Below are 17,247 nucleotides of genomic sequence, written 5' to 3' on the forward strand. Positions count from 1 at the left end.
CGCGTTGCGCAGTCCTCCGGGGAGCGGTCTCGGCTCGAGTGTCCTGCTACCCGGCTCTGGTTCCGAGGTGTGCGGACGCACTGCCCAGCCGCTGATGGCTGCCCACGGGTCAGAGGCTGAGGATTTTGGTGAGGGCTTCGTGGAGGGCGGTCTCGGGGGACGGGGGCAGGGAGGGGGCGCGCCAGGCGACGTAGCCGTCCGGGCGGACCAGGACGGCGCCGGTGTCGTCGACGCCGTAGCGCTCCTGCCAGCGTCCCTCCATGTCCTTGAGCTCGACGCCGATGGGCAACGGGGTGAGGTGGAGCGACAGACGTTCGCTCAGCTTGCGCGCCGCCGTCTCCCACGCCCGGCCGCTCGGCCCGACCAGCAGGACGAAGCCCGTTCCGAACAGGTCGATCGTGGAGATCGGGTGGCCGTCCCAGTCGAGGAGCATGTGGGGGGCGCGGCTGCCGGGGCGGGCGGTGGCGGTGCGGGGGTCCTCCAGGATGGAGCCGTCGTCGCCGGGCTCCGTCAAGATCGCCGTCGAGTGGTAGCGGTAGCCGATCATGACCGAGAAGGGGTCCGTGATCGGCGGAGGGAAGCCCCGCGTCTGCTCGGACGGCATGCGGAATGCCATGTTGGCCAGCTGGCCGTCGGCCGTCAGGGCGCCGATGGGACGGCGTTCGGCGTCGTAGGTGTCCAGGAAGTCCGGTCCGGCCTGGCCGGTGTGGACGAGCCACAGACGCCAGGCGAGGTCGATGCCGTCCTGGAGCGCGGTGCTGCCGCCCTGGCCGCCGGTGGGCGGCATGGTGTGGGCGGCGTCCCCGGCGAAGAAGACGCGGCCCGTCCGGTAGGTATCGGCAAGGATGTGGGCGAAGGCGAAGCTGGTGGTGTCTTTGATGGTGACGTCCAGATCGGGGATGCCTACCGCCTGCCGTACCAGATGGCGGCAACGCTCTTCGGTGAAGCCGGGGTCGGTCTCCGGGTCGTAGTAGACGCCGAACACGTGGCTGCCGACGCCGGTGCCGGTGATGATGGCGCCAGTGAGGTCGGCTGACTGCAGGTACCAGAGGGTGACCTCGCGGTCGCGCACGACGCCGGTGAGGTCGGCGTCGAACATGATCGAGTACATCTCGTTCAGCTGGCCCTTGCCGCTGGTCGGCACGCCCAGGGAGGTGCGCAACGGGCTGCGGTAGCCGTCGGCGGCCACGACGTAGTCGGCGCGGATGGTGCTCACCGCGTCGCCGGACATGATCACGGCGGTGACGCCGTCAGCGTCCTGCTCCAGGGAGATGAGTTCGGTGGAGAAGCGCAGGTCGGCGCCGAACTCCTCGGCCTTGGCCCGCAGCACCCGCTCCACCTCCGACTGCGGCGCCCCCACCTGCGGCACCGGCGTGATGTCGATCAGGGAGTCGAGGTCGCCCTCGGTGGTGTCCACGATGATCTTCGGGTTGGGGTCGACGAGGCTACCGGCGATCGCGATGCGCATGTCGTCGCCGATGCCCTCCCAGATGCTGGTGAGCTGCGCCTCGATCCCCGGCACCGACCGCACGAGCTCCATCACCCTCGGCCCCACGCCGAACGCTTTGGGCTGGATCGACGTGCTCGCATGCCGTTCGACCAGAATGACCGGCACCTCGTGCCACGCCAGCATCATCGCCGCACTGAGCCCCGCATACCCGGCACCGACCACCAGAACGGGCACCCGCTCTTCCATCTCCACCCTTTCCACCTCCGAGATGCTCGGCTTCGCGTAATATCGCGTTAGCGCGTCCGAAGGACACGATATGTCGCGTGTTCCGATGGGTCAAGACATATCGCGTTTGTGGGTGGTTTGTTAAGATCACCATCTTTTACGGCCCAGCCGCCCCCACCGCCACCCACCGCACGGGGCCGGGCCCCGTTCAGGGAGACGCTGACGAGGCGCGCGCGGGGCAGGCCGCCGTCACGAGATCCGCCTACCGGCTGGATGGTTCAGAAGCCGGGCACCCCATCAGGCCCAGCCTCCGGAAACCCGCCCCGCGGCATCCCGTCCTGCGGAACCCCGCCCAGAGGCGCACCATCCTGCGGCGCTCCACCCAGAGGCGCACCGCTCTGCGGGGCTCCGCCCAGAGGCGTGCCGTTCTGCGGGGCTCCGCCCGGAGGCGCGCCGTTCTGCGGAGCTCCGGCCTGCGGCATGCCTGCCTGAGGTGCCCCAGCTTGTGGTGCGCCTGCCTGGGGCGCGCCGGTCTGTGGCAGGCCCGCCTGGGGGACGCCGTTCTGCGGAACCCCGGTCTGCGGGACCGCCTGCTGTGGGCCGCCCGTTTGGGGTGCTCCGGTCTGGGGTGCGCCTGGTTGGGTGGTGCCTGGTTGGGTGGTGCCGGGCTGCGGGACTCCGGCGGTGCCGGGCGTTGGCACGTTGGTGAAGGTGTCGCCGGAGGGCGGGGCCGACGTGGGGAAGAGATCGATGGGCGCCGTGGAGAGCGTGTCCGCCGGGGTGGTCGTGTTGATGCTGGTGGTCGCCGTGAACACCTGGAAGAGCGCCAGCACCGCGCTTGCCGTGAGCGCCAGCGCGAAGGCTCCGATGACGATCGGAACCGCCAGGGGAGTCCGCATTCGCGATTTCTAGCATGCTCAGCGCAGCGAGAAAACCCCGAATACACCGGAAGGCCGGATATATCTGACCAGATCCACCACCCCCGTCAACCCAACCAGCCAAGTGCCTCAACCCAGCCAAGTGCCTCAACCAAGCCACCGTCCCCAACAGGCCAACGGGCTCAACCAGGCCAACGGGCTCAACCCGGTCGACGGCCTCAAGCCAGCCGACGGCGCCCTTGGCCCATGGTCGCCCAGCATGGCGACGGCCTCAACCCGGTCGATGGCCCCAAGCCTGGTGACGGCGGCAACGGGTAGAGGGAGGTGTTTGGGGGAGGGTTCAGTCCAGGTGGCGTTCGAGGGAGTCCAGTTTGCTGGTCATTCCGTCGGTGACGCCTTCGCGGATGTCGGCCTTCAGCACGATGCTGACCCGGGGTGCGACTTCTTTCACCGCGTCGACGGCCTGCTTGATGACCGCCATCACCTCGTCCCACTCGCCCTCGATCGTGGTGAACATCGCGTCTGTCCGGTTGGGTAGTCCGCTCTCCCGGACCACCTTGACCGCACGGGCCACCGGCTCAGCGACGCCTTCGCCCACTCCCAGCGGCGTGATGGAGAATGCGACGATCACGAACCAACCTCCCACGAACTCGGCCATGCCCGAAGGCTCCCGATCCTACAAACGCCACACCCGCTCAACGGCACCGGGTAGCAGCCCCGGGTGGCACCCAGTCGCGTGGTGTGCCCGGGAGAAGAGATCGGCGTGGGAGAGACGCGGCCGGGGTGCGGTGAAGGCGGGGCGGCCGAGGCGCCGGTGGGGAGGGCCGGAAGCGGGGTGAGGCCTGGGGGTTGGGAGAGGCGGGGGTGGGGGTGAGCTGGAGGTGGGGAGGGTGGTGGGGAGCCGCTGGTTGTTGGTGGGTGGCGGCTCCCCGGGTCGTGCTCAGTGCTCGTGGTCGTGCTCTTCCTCGTCCTCACTCAGCCCGTCCGACGGCTCCACGCCCAGCACGGCCTCCCGCGGCTCAACCTCGTCGATGTGGTTGACCAGCGACAGCACGTGGTCGGGCTCGATCAGCCATTGCAGCGCCGTGGCCCCGGTCTCGTCGGCGTTGACCAGTTCGGCCTGCTCCTTGCGCTCCTCGTCGGTGAGGTCGGCGTCCTCATGGCGGATCTCGCCCAGCGCCGCGGCCTGCAGCGCGTCAACGTCGAGCACCTCCACGGTCAGCTCGACCGTGAGACGCAGGAACTTACCTTCATCACTCATGGAGCTGACTCTACGGGTTACAGCCGGATCAGGCGCCGCTCCACGGCGCACCGGACGGCCGCGGTTCTGCTGTCGACGCCCAGCTTGTCGTAGACGTGGGCGAGATGCGTCTTGACGGTGGCCTCGCTGATGAACATGGCCTTGCTGATCTCCCGGTTGGAACGGCCGGCCGCCAGAAGTTCGAGGATCTCGATCTCCCGCTGGCTGAGCGCGAGCTGGGGGCTGCGGAAGCGCTGGGCCAGCCGGGAGGCCACGGGCGGCGACAGGGCGGTCTCGCCGCTCGCGGCGGTGCGCAGGGCGGCGAACAGTTCTTCGGGGGGCGACTCCTTCAGCAGATAGCCGACGGCCCCGGCTTCGAGGGCGCGCAGGATGTCGGCGTCGGAGTCGTACGTGGTGAGCACGACCACCTTGGGCGCTCCCGGCAGGGCGGCGATCTGCCGGGTGGCCTCCAGGCCGTCGATGCCCTCACCCATCTGGAGGTCCATGAGGACGAGGTCGGGGGCCAGGTAGGCGCTCTGCCGTACCGCTTCCTCTCCGTCGGCGGCTTCACCGGCGACGGTGAAGTCGTCCTGTGCGGCGAGCATCGCGGCCAGGCCCGCCCGGACCACGGGGTGGTCGTCGACCAGCAGGATCCTCATGCGTACACCTTCACCGCGACCACGGTGCCCTCTCCGGGCACGCTGTCCACGGTGGCCGTGCCGCCGAGCGATTCGGCGCGCTGGCGGATGGCCTTCAGGCCGTAGCCCCGGCCCCGGCTGGAACTGGGGCTGGCGGGGTCGAAGCCGACGCCGTCGTCCATGACGTCGAGGGTGACGGTGTCGGGCAGATAGGTGAGCGTGACCACGACGGTGCCGGCGCGGGCGTGCTGGGCGGCGTTGGCGAGGGCGCCCTGGGCGATGCGCAGGAGTTCGCCCTCCACGCCCGGGTCGAGCTTGCGTGGTGTGCCTTCCACCCTTACCTGGACGGAGTCGGCGACCTTGCGGAGCGCCTCGGGGAGGGAACGTTCGTCGAGGGCGGGCGGGGCGAGGTCGTGGACGAAGCGCCTGGCTTCGGCGAGGTTCTCGCGGGCGGCCACCGCGGCCTGGCGTACGTGGGCGCGGGCCTTGCCGTTGTCGGCGTCCCATTCCTGGTCGGCGGCGTTGAGCAGCATGTGCATGCTGGACAGGCCCTGGGCGAGCGTGTCGTGGATCTCGCGCGAGAGCCGTACCCGCTCCTGGAGGACGCCGGCGGCGCGCTCGGACTCCGCGAGCGCGTCCCTCGCCCGCATGAGGTCGTCGATGAGCTCCTGGCGGCGGACGTTCTCGTGGTGGAGACGGCGGTAGTTGAACATGCTCATCGTGGCGATCGCGATCGGCGCGACGAGCGGGGCGGGGTCCCAGTTGGTGCGCGCGTGGAACTCGCCGACGACCGCGGCGACCGCCGCGAGATATCCCACCAGGGGTACGGCCAGCCGCATCGGCAGCACGATCAGCACAAGGAAGAACAGCGGGATCGCCGACCAGCTGAAGCACGGCGTGGTCAGCGTGAGCGGCGTCCAGGCGGCGATCATCGCGCCCAGCCAGGCGACCTGCTGCCGTCCCGGCTTGGCCCACGCGACTCCGCCGGCATAAAGGGAACAGAAAGCGGCCACCGCGACGAGCCTGATCACGTCGAGCTGCGACACGCCGCCGCCGTAGGAGAGCATCCGTACGGTACAAGCCGCCATCGTCAGATAAAAGCCCAGGTGGACGACTCGCGGGAAACCGTCCTCGAAGGTCATCGGCTGCCGCAGGGAAAGCACGCTCATCCCTTCTTGGTACCAGGAGCGTGCGATGGCCGGATCATCCTTTTGGATGATCGGAGACCAACCATGCGCCCGTCCCGCCGTCAGACGCGGGCCGGAAGGCTTGACCGTGACCGGAAAGGAGACTTCACATGATCGACAAAATTCGGCCGTTCTCCCTGCTGATCGGACGCGTGGTGCTCGGGGCCGTGTTCCTCGTGCACGGCCTGCAGAAGTTCACCGGCGAAGGGATCCCGGGCGTGACCGGGTTCTTCGCATCGCTGGGCGTCCCGCTTCCCGGTGTGGCCGCGCCGGTGGTCGCCATCCTGGAGGTGGGCGGCGGCGTCGCCCTCATCCTGGGCGCGGCGCTGCCCATCGTCGGCACGCTGCTCGCCGTGGACATGCTCGGCGCCATCGTCCTCGTCCACTTCAAGAACGGCTTCTCCGTCGGCGAGGGCGGCTACGAGTTCGTCCTCACGCTGGCCGCGGCCAGCCTGGTGATCGCGTTCAGCGAGGGCGGCGCACTGGCCGTCGACAACATCTGGCGGCGCAAGCGCGCCCTCGCCGTGGTGCGTTAGGGGAGCTTCCACTCCACGGGCGCCGCGCCCTGCTGGACCAGCAGCTCGTTGGCGCGGCTGAACGGCCGCGAGCCGAAGAAGCCGCTGCGCGCCGACAGCGGAGACGGGTGCGCGGACTCGATCCGCGGCACGTCACCCAGCATCGGGGCGAGGTTGCGGGCGTCGCGGCCCCACAGAATGGCCACCATCGGCTTACTACGCGCGACCAGAGCGCGAATGGCCTGCTCGGTGACCTCCTCCCAGCCCTTGCCGCGGTGGGAGGCGGGCTTGCCCGGCATCACGGTCAGGACCCTGTTGAGCAGGAGCACACCCTGCTCGGCCCACGGTGTCAGATCGCCGTTGGCGGGCCTGGGCAGGCCGAGGTCGCTCTCCATCTCCTTGTAGATGTTGAGCAGACTGCCCGGCAGCGGGCGTACGTCGGCCGCGACCGAGAACGACAGCCCGATGGGGTGGCCTGGGGTGGGATAGGGATCCTGGCCCACGATCAGCACCTTGACCTCGTCGAAGGGCTGACTGAAGGCGCGCAGGACATGCGCGCCCGCGGGGAGGTATTGCCGGCCTTCGGCGATCTCCTTGCGGAGGAACTCACCCATGGTGGAGATTCGCTCGGAAACGGGCTCGAGCGCCGCGGCCCAACCGGCCTCGACGACTTCATTGAGGGGACGACCTGCCATGGCCACTGAGCCTATCTAGCTCTGCTAGCGCTTCGCTGCGGATCCATCCAACTAAGACCAAAACCCCCAACGACCCGGATCTCACGGGCCGTGGGGAGCCGGATCGAGAGGCGTTGGGTTCCGGGGATCCAGGGTTGGCGGGCCCGGACCCCCGGAGGGTTTACTTCACCGAGCCGGCCATCATGCCCTGCACGAAGTAGCGCTGGAAGGCGAAGAAGAGGATCAGTGGGATGATCAGCGACAGGAAGGCGCCTGACGACAGGATGTCGATGTTGTTGCCGAACTGTCGCATCTGGGACTGCAGTGCCTTGGTCATCGGCTGGGAGTCGGGGTTGGCGAAGACCAGGGCGATGAGCATGTCGTTCCAGACCCAGAGGAACTGGAAGATGCCCAGCGACGCGATCGCCGGCTTGCCCAGGGGGAAGACGATGCTGACGAAGATCTTCCATTCCGGCGCCCCGTCCATCCGCGCCGCCTCCAGCAACGACGCCGGGATGCCGACGAAGAAGTTGCGCAGCAGGAAGATCGCGAACGGCAGGCCGAAGGCCACGTGGAACAACACCACGCTGGGGATCGAGCCGAACATCCCGGTGCTGCCGTAGAACGAGGCGATCGGGATGAGCGCGACCTGGATGGGGACGATGAGCAGGCCGACGACGACGAGGAACAGCAGGTCGCGGCCGGGGAACTCCATCCACGCGAACGCGTAGGCGGCCATGGCCGCGATGCCGATGACCAGAACCGTGGTCGGCACCGTGATGGCGATGGTGTTCCAGAACGACGCGGTGAACCCGGTGGCCAGCAGGTTGGAGTAGTTGGCCAGGGTGAGTTCCGCGGGCTTGGTGAAGACCGTCCACCAGCCCTCGGCGTTGTTGACCGCGACCGAGCGCATCGACACGACCAGCAGGCCGAGCGTCGGGACCAGCCAGAACAGGCCGATCAGGATCATCACGACCTGGACGGCGCCGCCGCCCACCTTGTCCACGCCCCGGCTGAGCAGCCCGCGCTTGGGGGCGCCCGCCTCGACACCCCGCTCAACGGTGGCGGTCGCCGTGGCCATCAGCGCTCCTCCCTTCTGAACCTGCGGACATTCATGATCATGAAGGGCAGGACCAGGATCAGCAGGAAGACCGCCAGCGCGCTGCCCAGGCCCTGGTTGTTGCCGCCGCCGAACGACACGCGCCACATCTCCAGCGCGATCACGTTCGACTGTGGCTGCACCGAGGCCGGCGCGATGATGAAGACCAGGTCGAACACCTTCAAGGTATTGATGATCATCGTCACGAAGACGACCAGCAGCACCGGGGACAGGAGCGGGATGGTGATCCTGCGGAACACCTGCCACTCCGTGGCTCCGTCGATGCGTGCGGCCTCCAGGGCGTCGCGCGGGATGGCCGCGAGCCCGGCCGAGATGAGGACCATCGCGAATCCGGCCCAGACCCAGACGAACGCGCCGATGATCGCGGGGGTGATGAGGGCCTCGCCGAGCCAGTTCAGGCCCCGGTAGGGGGCGGTGAAGTTGGTCTGCGGGAGCCGTACCTCATAGGAGCCGGCGGCCAGCCCGTCGAAACGGAAAGATCCGTTGTCGGCGGTGGTGGTGGTCGCGGCGACCTGGCCGTCCTTGACCGCCTCGACGGTCATGCCGGGCAGGCCCTTCTCCTGGGGGTCGACCGCGCCGCTGGTGCCCTGGCCGCCCGGGGTGAAGTCGAACCAGACGGTTCCGGACAGCGCGCCCGGTGGCGGGTTGGCGAGCGCGGGGGCGGCGTTGGTGGGCATCGTGTTGGCCTTGATGCCGACCAGCGGGATGAGCACCGGCTGGCCCGCCTGCGCGGGCTGCTTGGTGGCGACCCCGCCGTCCTTGGCCGCGACCGGGGAGGCGTCGCCCTCGCGTGGGCGGGCGTCCGGGTAGCCCTGGCTGGAGGAGAACGTGTCGCTCACGGTGGTGAGCACCGCGTTGGCCAGGCCCTTGTCGGGGTCCTGCTCGTAGACCAGGCGGAAGATGACGCCGGCGGCCATCAGCGAGACCGCCATCGGCATGAAGACGATCAGCTTGAACGCCGTGGACCACTTGATGCGCTCGGTCAGCACCGCGAAGAGCAGGCCGAGCACGGTGACCAGGATCGGCGCGACGATCACCCAGATCAGGTTGTTCCTGATGGTGACCAGCGTGCCGCGGTCGGTGAAGATCGTGGTGAAGTTCTCCACGCCCACGAACACGCTGCCCGAGGCGTCGAAGAGGCTGCGGAAGATCGAGTAGACGATCGGGTAGACCACCCAGATTCCCAGCAGGATCGCGGCCGGCAGCAAGAAGACGACGGCGATCGCGGGGGAAGGGCCGAGGCGGAATTTCTTGGGGGTGTCAGCCCGTGAGGAGGCGGCCCCGTCCTGCGACGGGGCCTGCGGGCCGTCCAACCGTTCGGTCACGGCCTAACCTCTCTACTTCCAGGCCTTCTTGGCTTCTTCTTCGAGCTTCGCCTGAGCGCCCTTGACGTCGGCGGGGTTGCGCAGGAAGTCCTGGAGGACCTTCCACTCGCCCTTGCCGTCGGTGGCGCCGAAGGCGCTGGGGGCGAGGTCGGACATGTCGTAGCGGACGGCGTCACCGGCCGAGACGATGGTCTGGCCGAGCTGCTTGGTCAGCTCGTCCGGGTAGTTGTCGGGGGAGACGTTCTTGTTGGGCGACAGGTAACCGGGCAGCTTGGCCCAGATCTCGCCGCCTTCCTTGGAGGCCAGGAACTCCAGCAGCGCCATCGCGCCGGGGGTGTCCTTCAGCGCGACCGCGATGTCGCCGCCGAGCACGACCGGGCTGGTCTCGCCGACCTTGGGGAAGGGGAAGGTCTTGGCGCCCTCGCCGACCTTCTCGCCGGACTGGGCGACCGGAGTGGCCACGAAGTCCGCCTCAATGATCATGGCGGCCTTCTTCTGGTCGTAGACCTTGGTGACGCAGTCGGGGAACTGCGTCTGCAGCGCGCCGGAGTTGCCGTCGAGGACGAACTCCTTCTTGGTCATGATCTGCGCCATCTTCTCCAGCGCCGTGGTGACGGAGGGGTCGGTCCACGGGATCTCGTGCTTGGAGAGCTTGTCGTAGTTCTCCGGGCCGGCGCTGCTGAGGTAGACGTTCTCGAACAGGTCGGTCAGGGTCCAGCCGGAGGCGCCGCAGAAGGAGAAGGGGGCGGTGCCGGAGTCGGCGATGGTCTGCGCGACCTTGAGCAGCTCGTCCCAGTTGGTGGGCGGCTGGACGCCGGCCTCCTCGAAGTTGGCCGTGCGGTACCACACCAGCGACTTATGCGCGGCCTTCACCATCACGCCGTACACCTGGCCGTCCGCGGAGCCGAGCTCCTTCCAGTACGGGGTGTAGTTCGTGTCGATCTGGCTGATGACCTCGGGGGTGAGGGGCTTGAGCGCCTTGTCGGCGGAGTACTGCTGGACCAGGCCGGGCTGGGGCAGGATCGCGATGTCGGGCGGGCTGCCGCCCTTGATGCGCGGGCCGAGGTACGCGCCGGTGTCCTCACCGGTGGAGGCGTAGGTCACCTCGGCGCCGGTCTTGTCGGAGAAGGCCTTCAGCACCTGGCGGAAGGACTTCTCCTCGTCGCTGGTCCACTTGGCGGCGACCTCGATCTTCTGGCCCTGGAGGGGCTTCGCGCCGCCGGAGGTGGCGGCGCCGGTGCCGGCGGGCTGGGTGGGGGTGGTCGTCGGCGCGTTGCCACAGGCCGAGACCGCTACCGCGAGCCCTGCCAGGACGATGGCTGTCTTTCTCATGTCTTGCCTCACTGAGTCGACAATGACTCCGTCAGATCCGCCTTCAACGAGTCCACGACGGCGTCGCTCGGCTCGGGGAACGGCGGGCTGAGCGCCTTGGCGACCGAACTGGCGATCACCAGGCTCAGCTGGTTGTAGTTGGCGCTGACCGGCCGCGGCTTGGCGGCCAGGATGCTCTCTTTGAGCACCGGGAGATAGGGGAACTGCTCGATCAGCTCGGGGTCGTCGTAAAGCTCGGTCCACACCGGCGGGAAGGAGCCTTCCGACAGGACCCGGCGCTGGGTCTCCATGCTGGTGAAGTAGTGGATGAAGTCGCGGGCGGTCTTCGGATGCCTGGAGTAGGCGCTGACGGCCAGGTTCTGGCCGCCGAGGGCGCTGGTGCCCGGCCCGTTCTGGCCCGGCAGCCTGGTGACCGCGAACCGGTCGCCGAGCTCGGCCTTGGCGGAGCCGTAGGCGTGCGGCCAGTTGCGGGCGAAGGCCAGGTCGCCGTTCTGGAAGGCGAGCCGCGACTCCTCTTCCTTGTACGACAGCGCGTCGTCCGGGATCCAGCCCTCGCGAAGTCCCTGGGCGAGGAAGCCGAGAGCGGCCTTGGCCTTGGCGCTGTCGAGCGTCACCTCCTGGCCGTCGGTGCTGAGGATCTGCCCGCCCACGGCCTCGGAGAAGTTCACGGTCAGCCCCTCGTACGCAAGGAACTGCCCGGCATAGCCACCAATATTGTGTTTTTTCGTTACGTCAAGCGCTCGCCGCCGGAGGTCCGCCCAGGTCTTGGGCGGCTTTTTCACCAGGTCAGAGCGGTAAAACAACAATCCCGCATTGCTCGTGTACGGCACTGCCCAGAGCTTGCCGTTGTACACCGCTGTGTCCACGACCGGCGGCAGGAACTTGTCGAGCGGGAAGGCCCCGCGCTCCAAGGGGATGATCCAGCCGTTGTCCGCGAACTCCGCTGTCCACACGACGTCCAGGACGAGCACGTCATACCTGTCGCTGCGTGCCTGAAGGTTGGAGACCATCTGGGCTCGCTGTTCGTCCGCCGCTTCTGGCAGCTCGATCAGCGTCACCTTCTCGGCCGGGTGGGCCTGGTTCCAGCGATCCAGCAGTGGCTGCAAGTACGTCGTGCCCTCGCGCCCGACGGCGAAGGTGATCGGGCCGATCCCGCCCGTCTCCGGCTCGCCGCCGCCGTCGTCGCCGGACGCGGCGCAGCCTGCCGTCAGCAGAGCGGCGAGCAGCACCGGCATCAAACGACGCACGTTGTTACCTCCACGTTTCTAGGATTACATACGTGTTAGGTAGATGCATTCATGTTATGCACACCTGTAATCTGATGGTCAACGGTTATCTCCGTAACGCATGCGTAACGTACGGGAGGTGGAGCGGTGCGGCTGCACCTGCTGGCGCTCCTGGCCAAGGAGCCTGCCCATGGGTATGAGCTCAAACAGGCCCTGGAGCTGACCTTCGGCAGCGCTTACCCCTCTCCCAACATCGGCCAGATCTATGTGACACTCGGCCGGCTGGAGAAGGACGGGCTGGTCAGGGCGGTTGACGTCGAGCAGTCCAACCGGCCGAACAAGAAGGTCTACTATCTGACCGCGGAAGGCCGTGAGGCCCTGACGCAGTGGGTGGACGAGCCGACCGAGGGCCCGCGCGTGCGCGACGAGTTCTTCATGAAGCTCGTGCTCGCGCCGCTCACCGGGATCTCCGACCAGATGGCGCTGATCAGCCGCCAGCGCCGGCACTATCTCGCGCTGATGCGCGACCTCAACGACCTCCTGGAGCGTACGGACCCGGCCAACCGGGTCGCTACGCTGCTGATCGAGGGAGCCATGCTGCACCTGCAGGCCGACCTCGACTGGCTGCAGCGCTGCCAGGAGGACCTGATATGACCCTTTTGAAAACCGTCAACCTGGTCAAGATCTACTCGAACGGCGGGGTGCCCGTGCCCGCCGTCCGCGGTGTGGACCTGCAGGTGGACGAGGGCGAGTTCGTCGTCATCATGGGCCCGTCCGGGTCGGGGAAGTCGACGCTCGTGCACATGCTGGGCGGTCTCGACACCCGCACCAGCGGCGAGATCTGGCTCGGCGGCAAGCGCGTGGACACGCTGTCGGAGTCGGCGTGGGCGGTGCTGCGGCGGCGCCAGATCGGCTTCGTCTTCCAGTTCTTCAACCTGGTCGCCAGCATGACCGTCGCCGACAACGTCGAGCTGCCGGCTCTGCTGGCGGGGGCCACGCCCGGCGAGGCCCGCGAGCGCAGGGAGGTACTGCTCGGCGCGCTCAACCTCACCGAGCGCGCCGACGCCGCGCCCGGCCAGCTCTCCGGCGGCGAGCAGCAGCGGGTCGCGCTGGCCAGGGCCCTGGCCAACCAGCCCACGGTCCTGCTGGCCGACGAGCCCACGGGCAACCTCGACAGCCGCAACACGCGCGACGTGCTGCGCCTGCTCGGGCAGGTGCACAAGGACGGCCAGACCATCGTCATGGTCACCCACGACGCCCGCGTCGCCAGCCTCGCCGACCGCGTGGTGTCCCTGCTCGACGGCGAGATCGTCGACGACGGCCGGATCGCCAGGCGGCGCAAGGGCAACGCCGGAGAGGTCATCGAGCTCAGGTGACGATGAGACACGCCGGCAGCCGATGGGTCAGGGCGGACCTGCGGGCCAGGCGCGGGCAGGCCGTGCTGACCGTCCTGGCCGTCGCCGGGATCGTCGCCGCGCTGATCACCGCCGCGACGCTGCTGGAGGAGGGCACCAACCCCTGGCGCAGCCTGTTCTCCCAGACCGACGGTGCCCACGTGTGGATCCACACCCAGGAGGTCCCCCAGGCGGTCAGGCTGCGCGAGATCGACGGGGTCACGCAGGTGGCCGGGCCGTACCGCTCGGCGCCCGTGAGCGTCGTGCAGGACGGCAAGAAGGAGCCCGCGGCGCTGCGCGCGCTGCCCGCCGCCGCGCCCGAGGTGGCGCACCCGGTCGTGGCCGAGGGCCGCTGGCTCGACCAGGGACAGCTCGACGGCGTCGTCGTCGAGCGCTCGTTCGCGCGCGAGCTGGGGCTGCGGCTCGGCGCGCCGGTCACCGTCACCGCGCTCAGCGGCGCCCGCCACACGCTCTACGTCCGCGGCATCGCCGACACCGCCGAGCAGGGCTTCTACCCCGAGTGGACACCCGGCCTGGCCTGGGTGCTGCCCGACCTGCTCGACCGCATCGAGCCCGCGCTCGGCCGCAGCGAGTACGTGACCGGCCTGCGTCTGACCGACCCCGAGGCCACCCAGGTCGTCTCCCAGCGGGTCGTGGTCATGCTGGAGGACAAGCTCCAGCGCGTCTACACCTGGCGGCAGGTCAGGGCCGCCATGGAGCTCGACAACCGGCTCCTGGGCACGCTGCTGGCGTTGTTCGGCGTGGTGGGGCTGGTCGCCGCCGCGCTGGCGCTGGCCAACGCCGCCGGTGGCCGGGTGCTCGGCCAGTTGCGCGACCTGGCCACGCTGAAGTCCATGGGGTTCACCCGGGCGCAGGTCGCCGGCCTTCTCGTGGTCGAGCACGGGGCGCTCGGCCTGGTCGGCGTCGCGCTCGGCTCCGTCGCGGGCGTGGCGGTGATCGCCTTCGTGCTCGGCCCCTCGGCGATCGCCCCGGCGCCCGTGCTGCTCATCGTCGCGGGCACCGCCCTGGTCGTGCTGGCCGCCGTCGGCCTGCCCGCCTGGCGCGGGGGCCGCACCCCGCCGATCCCCGCCGCCCCCTCCGCGCCGCCCCGGGGCCACCTGTCCCGTCTGGCGCGCCTGGCCCTCCTGGTACGGCTCCCGCCCGCCCTCGTCCTGGGCGCCCGCGACGCGTTCACCCGCCGGGTGCCCGCGTTCATGACCGTGTTCGGCCTGGCCGTACCCATGATGATGATCACCATCGGCCTGGGCGTGTGGTCCACCCTCGACAACTTCCAGCGCAACCCCGCCCAGGTGGGCCAGCACGCCGCCCTCCACGTCCGTCCCGGCAAGCTGGAGTCGGCCTCGGCCGAGCGCATGGCCAAGGCCGACCGGGGCGTGGCCACCGTCTACCAGGGGGCCGACGTCAACGCGCTGGCCCCGGGGCAGGCCAGGTCGGTACGGGTGCGGGCGATCGGGAACTCGGCGGAGCCGTACCCCTTCCCGGTGGTGGAGGGCCGCATGTACGCCCAGCCTGGCGAGGCCGTGGCCGGGCAGGGTCTGCTCGACCTGCTGCGGGCCAAGATCGGCGACCGGGTGCGGCTGACGGTCGGCGACTCGCCGCTCATCGTGCGCATCGTCGGCAGGACCGTGGAGCCCGATCTGGACGGCGAGGTGCTCTCGGTCGGCCTGGACAGCCTCGCGGCCAAGGACACGGTGCCGCCGGAGTTCTACGCGCTGGTGCTGAAGGACGGCGCGGACGCGGGGGAGGTGCGCACGCGGCTGCTCGCCGTCTCCGGCGAGGGGCTCGACGTGCAGCGCGTGGTGAACCCGGCTGAGCGGCTGACCGTCATCCGGGTGCTGATCGTGGCGCTCATCTTCGTGCTGTCGCTGATCGGACTGGCGAACCTGCTGACCGCCAGCGCGCTCGGACTGCGCGACCACGCGCTCGACCTGGCGGTGCTGAAGGCGATGGGCCTGACGCCGCGCCAGCTCATGGCCACGCTGGTGACCGGGACCGGGCTGCTGGTGATCCTGGGCGTGCTCGCGGGCACCGCCGTGGGCGCTTCGGTGGTGACGGGCCTGATCGACCTGCAGGGTCACACCAGCGGCGTGGGCGCCGGCATCGGCCGCCCGCCCTCGGCCACCACGCTCGTGCTCGCGGTGCTGGTGGCGGTGGGCGCGGCGCTGGCGGTGGCGCTGATCCCCGCCAGGCGGGCGGCACGGGCCCAGGTGCCCGTCACCGCCCGCTGAGCGATCACATGTGTTTCAGGGCGAACCAGTAGAAGCCGTGGCCCGGCAGCGTCAGCAGGTACGGCAGCTCGCCGATCTGCGGGAACGGCACGCCGCCGCGCGCCTCCACCGGGGTCATGCCCTTGAAGCGGCGCAGGTCGAGCTCGACCGGCTGCGGGAACTTGGACAGGTTGTTCACACACAGCATGAGGTCGTCGCCCTCTTCGCGGACGAACGTCAGCACGCTGGAGTTCGACGACCACATCTCGGTGTACGCGCCGGTGCCGAAGACCGGGTGGTTGCGCCGGATCTGCAGCATGCGGCGGGTGAAGTGCAGCAGTGAGCCCTCGTGCTTCTGCTGCGCCTCGACGTTGACCGCCTGGTAGCCGTAGATCGGGTCCATCACCGCGGGCAGGTAGAGCCGCCCGGGGTCGGCGTTGGAGAAGCCGGCGTTGCGGTCGGGGCTCCACTGCATCGGGGTGCGGACCGAGTCGCGGTCCTCCAGCCAGATGTTGTCGCCCATGCCGATCTCGTCGCCGTAGTACATGACGGGGGAGCCGGGCAGCGACAGCAGCAGGGCGTGGAAGAGCTCGATCATGTCGCGGTCGTTGTCGAGCAGCGGTGCCAGGCGCCGCCGGATGCCGAGGTAGGCGCGCATGCGCGGGTCCTTGGCGTACTCGTTGTGCATGTAGTCGCGCTCTTCCTCGGTCACCGTCTCGAGCGTGAGCTCGTCGTGGTTGCGGAGGAAGATGCCCCACTGGGCGCTGTCGGGCAGCTTGGGGGTCCGCGACATGATCTCGGAGATCGGCTCGCGGGCCTCCTTCTTGACCGCCATGTAGATGCGCGGCATCAGCGGGAAGTGGAAGGCCATATGGCATTCGTCACCCCCGGTGGTGGGGTCGCCGAAGTACTCCACCACGTCCTCCGGCCAGCCGTTGGCCTCGGCCAGCAGGACGCGGTCGGGGTAGAGGCGGTCCACCTCGGCGCGCACCTTCTTGAGGTAGGCGTGCGTCTCCGGCAGGCCGGAGCACCCCGTGCCCTCGCGCTCGAACAGGTACGGCACCGCGTCCAGGCGGAAGCCGTCGATGCCCAGGTCCAGCCAGAAGCGCAGGACCTCCAGCATCGCCTCCTGCACGGCCGGGTTGTCGTAGTTCAGGTCCGGCTGGTGGTGGAAGAAGCGGTGCCAGTAGTACTGCTTGCGCACCGGGTCGTAGGTCCAGTTGGACTCCTCGGCGCCGATGAAGATGATCGGCGCGTCGGGGTAGCCGGTGGGTTCGTCGGACCAGACGTAGAAGTCGCCGAACGGCCCCTCGGGATCGTGCCGGGAGGCCTGGAACCACGGATGGCGGTCGCTGGTGTGGTTCATCACCAGGTCGGTGATGATGCGTAGCCCACGGGCGTGCGCCGACTCGATGAGCTGGACGAAGTCCCCGAGGTCCCCGAAGTCCGGAAGGATCTTCATGTAGTCGGAGATGTCGTATCCGCCATCGCGCAGCGGCGACTCGTACAAGGGCAGCAGCCAAAGGCAGTCGACACCGAGCCACTGCACGTAGTCGAGCTTCTCGACCAGGCCGCGTAGGTCTCCGGTGCCGTCGCCGTTGGAGTCCTTGAAACCCCGGACGAGGACCTCATAGAAAACAGCCCGCTTGTACCAGTGCGGGTCCTCCGAGACGAACGTCTCGGGCACCTGCTCAGGTGTTGGGGATGCGTTGATCATGTGTCGCTCACAGAAGGAGATGTGGGCAGGACGAAGTCACCGGATACCCCGGCGTTTTGTGGTGACCGCGCCGCCTGGAGTCGTCATCCCTGCGAACC

General features: G+C 69.0%; 16 protein-coding genes. 5 read left to right on the forward strand and 11 right to left on the reverse strand.

Translation table 11 applies throughout. From position 1 onward, the window contains the following. Positions 1–109: 109 nt before the first annotated feature. A complete protein-coding gene (locus tag ACFWYW_RS01495; protein ID WP_379609055.1) occupies positions 110–1,711 on the reverse strand; it encodes an FAD-dependent monooxygenase in 1,602 nt (533 codons plus the stop codon). Between the two features lie 714 nt (positions 1,712–2,425). On the opposite strand from ACFWYW_RS01495, the gene ACFWYW_RS01500 reads away from it, so the two are divergent. Continuing rightward, positions 2,426–2,587, forward strand: coding sequence for a hypothetical protein (locus ACFWYW_RS01500; RefSeq protein WP_379609056.1), 162 nt, complete (start codon positions 2,426–2,428; stop codon positions 2,585–2,587). 306 nt (positions 2,588–2,893) lie between these two features. Here the strand turns inward: ACFWYW_RS01500 and ACFWYW_RS01505 are convergent, their stop codons facing one another. The 4 genes from ACFWYW_RS01505 to ACFWYW_RS01520 form a co-directional block, all read right to left on the reverse strand. Beyond that, the gene (locus ACFWYW_RS01505) at positions 2,894–3,184 is read right to left on the reverse strand and encodes an MTH1187 family thiamine-binding protein (RefSeq protein WP_379609351.1); all 291 of its coding nucleotides are present in this window, start codon (positions 3,182–3,184) and stop codon (positions 2,894–2,896) included. A gap of 309 nt (positions 3,185–3,493) precedes the next feature. Continuing rightward, the gene (locus ACFWYW_RS01510; RefSeq protein ID WP_184966041.1) at positions 3,494–3,814 is read right to left on the reverse strand and encodes a hypothetical protein; all 321 of its coding nucleotides are present in this window, start codon (positions 3,812–3,814) and stop codon (positions 3,494–3,496) included. A gap of 17 nt (positions 3,815–3,831) precedes the next feature. Then, positions 3,832–4,452, reverse strand: a complete 621-nt coding sequence (locus tag ACFWYW_RS01515) for a response regulator (protein WP_379609057.1) — start codon at positions 4,450–4,452, stop codon at positions 3,832–3,834. Beyond that, positions 4,449–5,600, reverse strand: coding sequence for a sensor histidine kinase (locus ACFWYW_RS01520; protein WP_379609058.1), 1,152 nt, complete (start codon positions 5,598–5,600; stop codon positions 4,449–4,451). The genes ACFWYW_RS01515 and ACFWYW_RS01520 overlap by 4 nt, the downstream gene beginning before the upstream one ends. A 128-nt stretch (positions 5,601–5,728) precedes the next feature. Between ACFWYW_RS01520 and ACFWYW_RS01525 the strand changes: the two genes are divergently transcribed. After that, positions 5,729–6,154 (forward strand): DoxX family protein, encoded by a 426-nt coding sequence (locus ACFWYW_RS01525; protein WP_379609059.1) that lies wholly within the window; start codon positions 5,729–5,731, stop codon positions 6,152–6,154. Here ACFWYW_RS01525 and ACFWYW_RS01530 read toward each other — a convergent pair. From ACFWYW_RS01530 to ACFWYW_RS01550, 5 genes are all read right to left on the reverse strand, one after another. Further along, positions 6,151–6,828, reverse strand: coding sequence for a uracil-DNA glycosylase (locus ACFWYW_RS01530; protein WP_184966034.1), 678 nt, complete (start codon positions 6,826–6,828; stop codon positions 6,151–6,153). The genes ACFWYW_RS01525 and ACFWYW_RS01530 overlap by 4 nt on opposite strands. Before the next feature lie 160 nt (positions 6,829–6,988). Further along, positions 6,989–7,888: a carbohydrate ABC transporter permease gene (locus ACFWYW_RS01535; RefSeq protein ID WP_379609060.1), complete on the reverse strand. Its 900-nt coding sequence runs from the start codon at positions 7,886–7,888 to the stop codon at positions 6,989–6,991. Beyond that, on the reverse strand, positions 7,888–9,252 hold the full coding sequence (locus ACFWYW_RS01540; RefSeq protein WP_379609061.1) for an ABC transporter permease subunit: 1,365 nt from the start codon (positions 9,250–9,252) through the stop codon (positions 7,888–7,890). Before ACFWYW_RS01540 ends, ACFWYW_RS01535 begins: the two co-directional genes overlap by 1 nt. Before the next feature lie 12 nt (positions 9,253–9,264). Beyond that, entirely contained in the window at positions 9,265–10,584 is a 1,320-nt protein-coding gene (locus ACFWYW_RS01545; RefSeq protein WP_379609062.1) for an ABC transporter substrate-binding protein, read from the reverse strand. Between the two features lie 8 nt (positions 10,585–10,592). Next, the gene (locus tag ACFWYW_RS01550) at positions 10,593–11,831 is read right to left on the reverse strand and encodes an ABC transporter substrate-binding protein (protein WP_379609063.1); all 1,239 of its coding nucleotides are present in this window, start codon (positions 11,829–11,831) and stop codon (positions 10,593–10,595) included. Between the two features lie 126 nt (positions 11,832–11,957). On the opposite strand from ACFWYW_RS01550, the gene ACFWYW_RS01555 reads away from it, so the two are divergent. Genes ACFWYW_RS01555 through ACFWYW_RS01565 form a run of 3 tightly spaced genes read left to right on the forward strand, consistent with a single transcriptional unit; the run spans position 11,958 to position 15,453 of the window. Continuing rightward, complete coding sequence (locus ACFWYW_RS01555; protein ID WP_184966027.1) at positions 11,958–12,464, forward strand: PadR family transcriptional regulator; 507 nt, start codon at positions 11,958–11,960, stop codon at positions 12,462–12,464. Then, positions 12,461–13,186, forward strand: a complete 726-nt coding sequence (locus ACFWYW_RS01560; protein WP_379609064.1) for an ABC transporter ATP-binding protein — start codon at positions 12,461–12,463, stop codon at positions 13,184–13,186. The genes ACFWYW_RS01555 and ACFWYW_RS01560 overlap by 4 nt, the downstream gene beginning before the upstream one ends. 2 nt (positions 13,187–13,188) lie before the next feature. After that, positions 13,189–15,453: an ABC transporter permease gene (locus ACFWYW_RS01565; RefSeq protein ID WP_379609352.1), complete on the forward strand. Its 2,265-nt coding sequence runs from the start codon at positions 13,189–13,191 to the stop codon at positions 15,451–15,453. 4 nt (positions 15,454–15,457) lie between these two features. Here the strand turns inward: ACFWYW_RS01565 and treS are convergent, their stop codons facing one another. Further along, positions 15,458–17,149: a maltose alpha-D-glucosyltransferase gene (gene treS / locus ACFWYW_RS01570; protein WP_379609065.1), complete on the reverse strand. Its 1,692-nt coding sequence runs from the start codon at positions 17,147–17,149 to the stop codon at positions 15,458–15,460. Positions 17,150–17,247: the final 98 nt, after the last annotated feature.

Source organism: Nonomuraea sp. NPDC059023 (assembly GCF_042740095.1).
Classification (GTDB): Bacteria; Actinomycetota; Actinomycetes; order Streptosporangiales; family Streptosporangiaceae; genus Nonomuraea.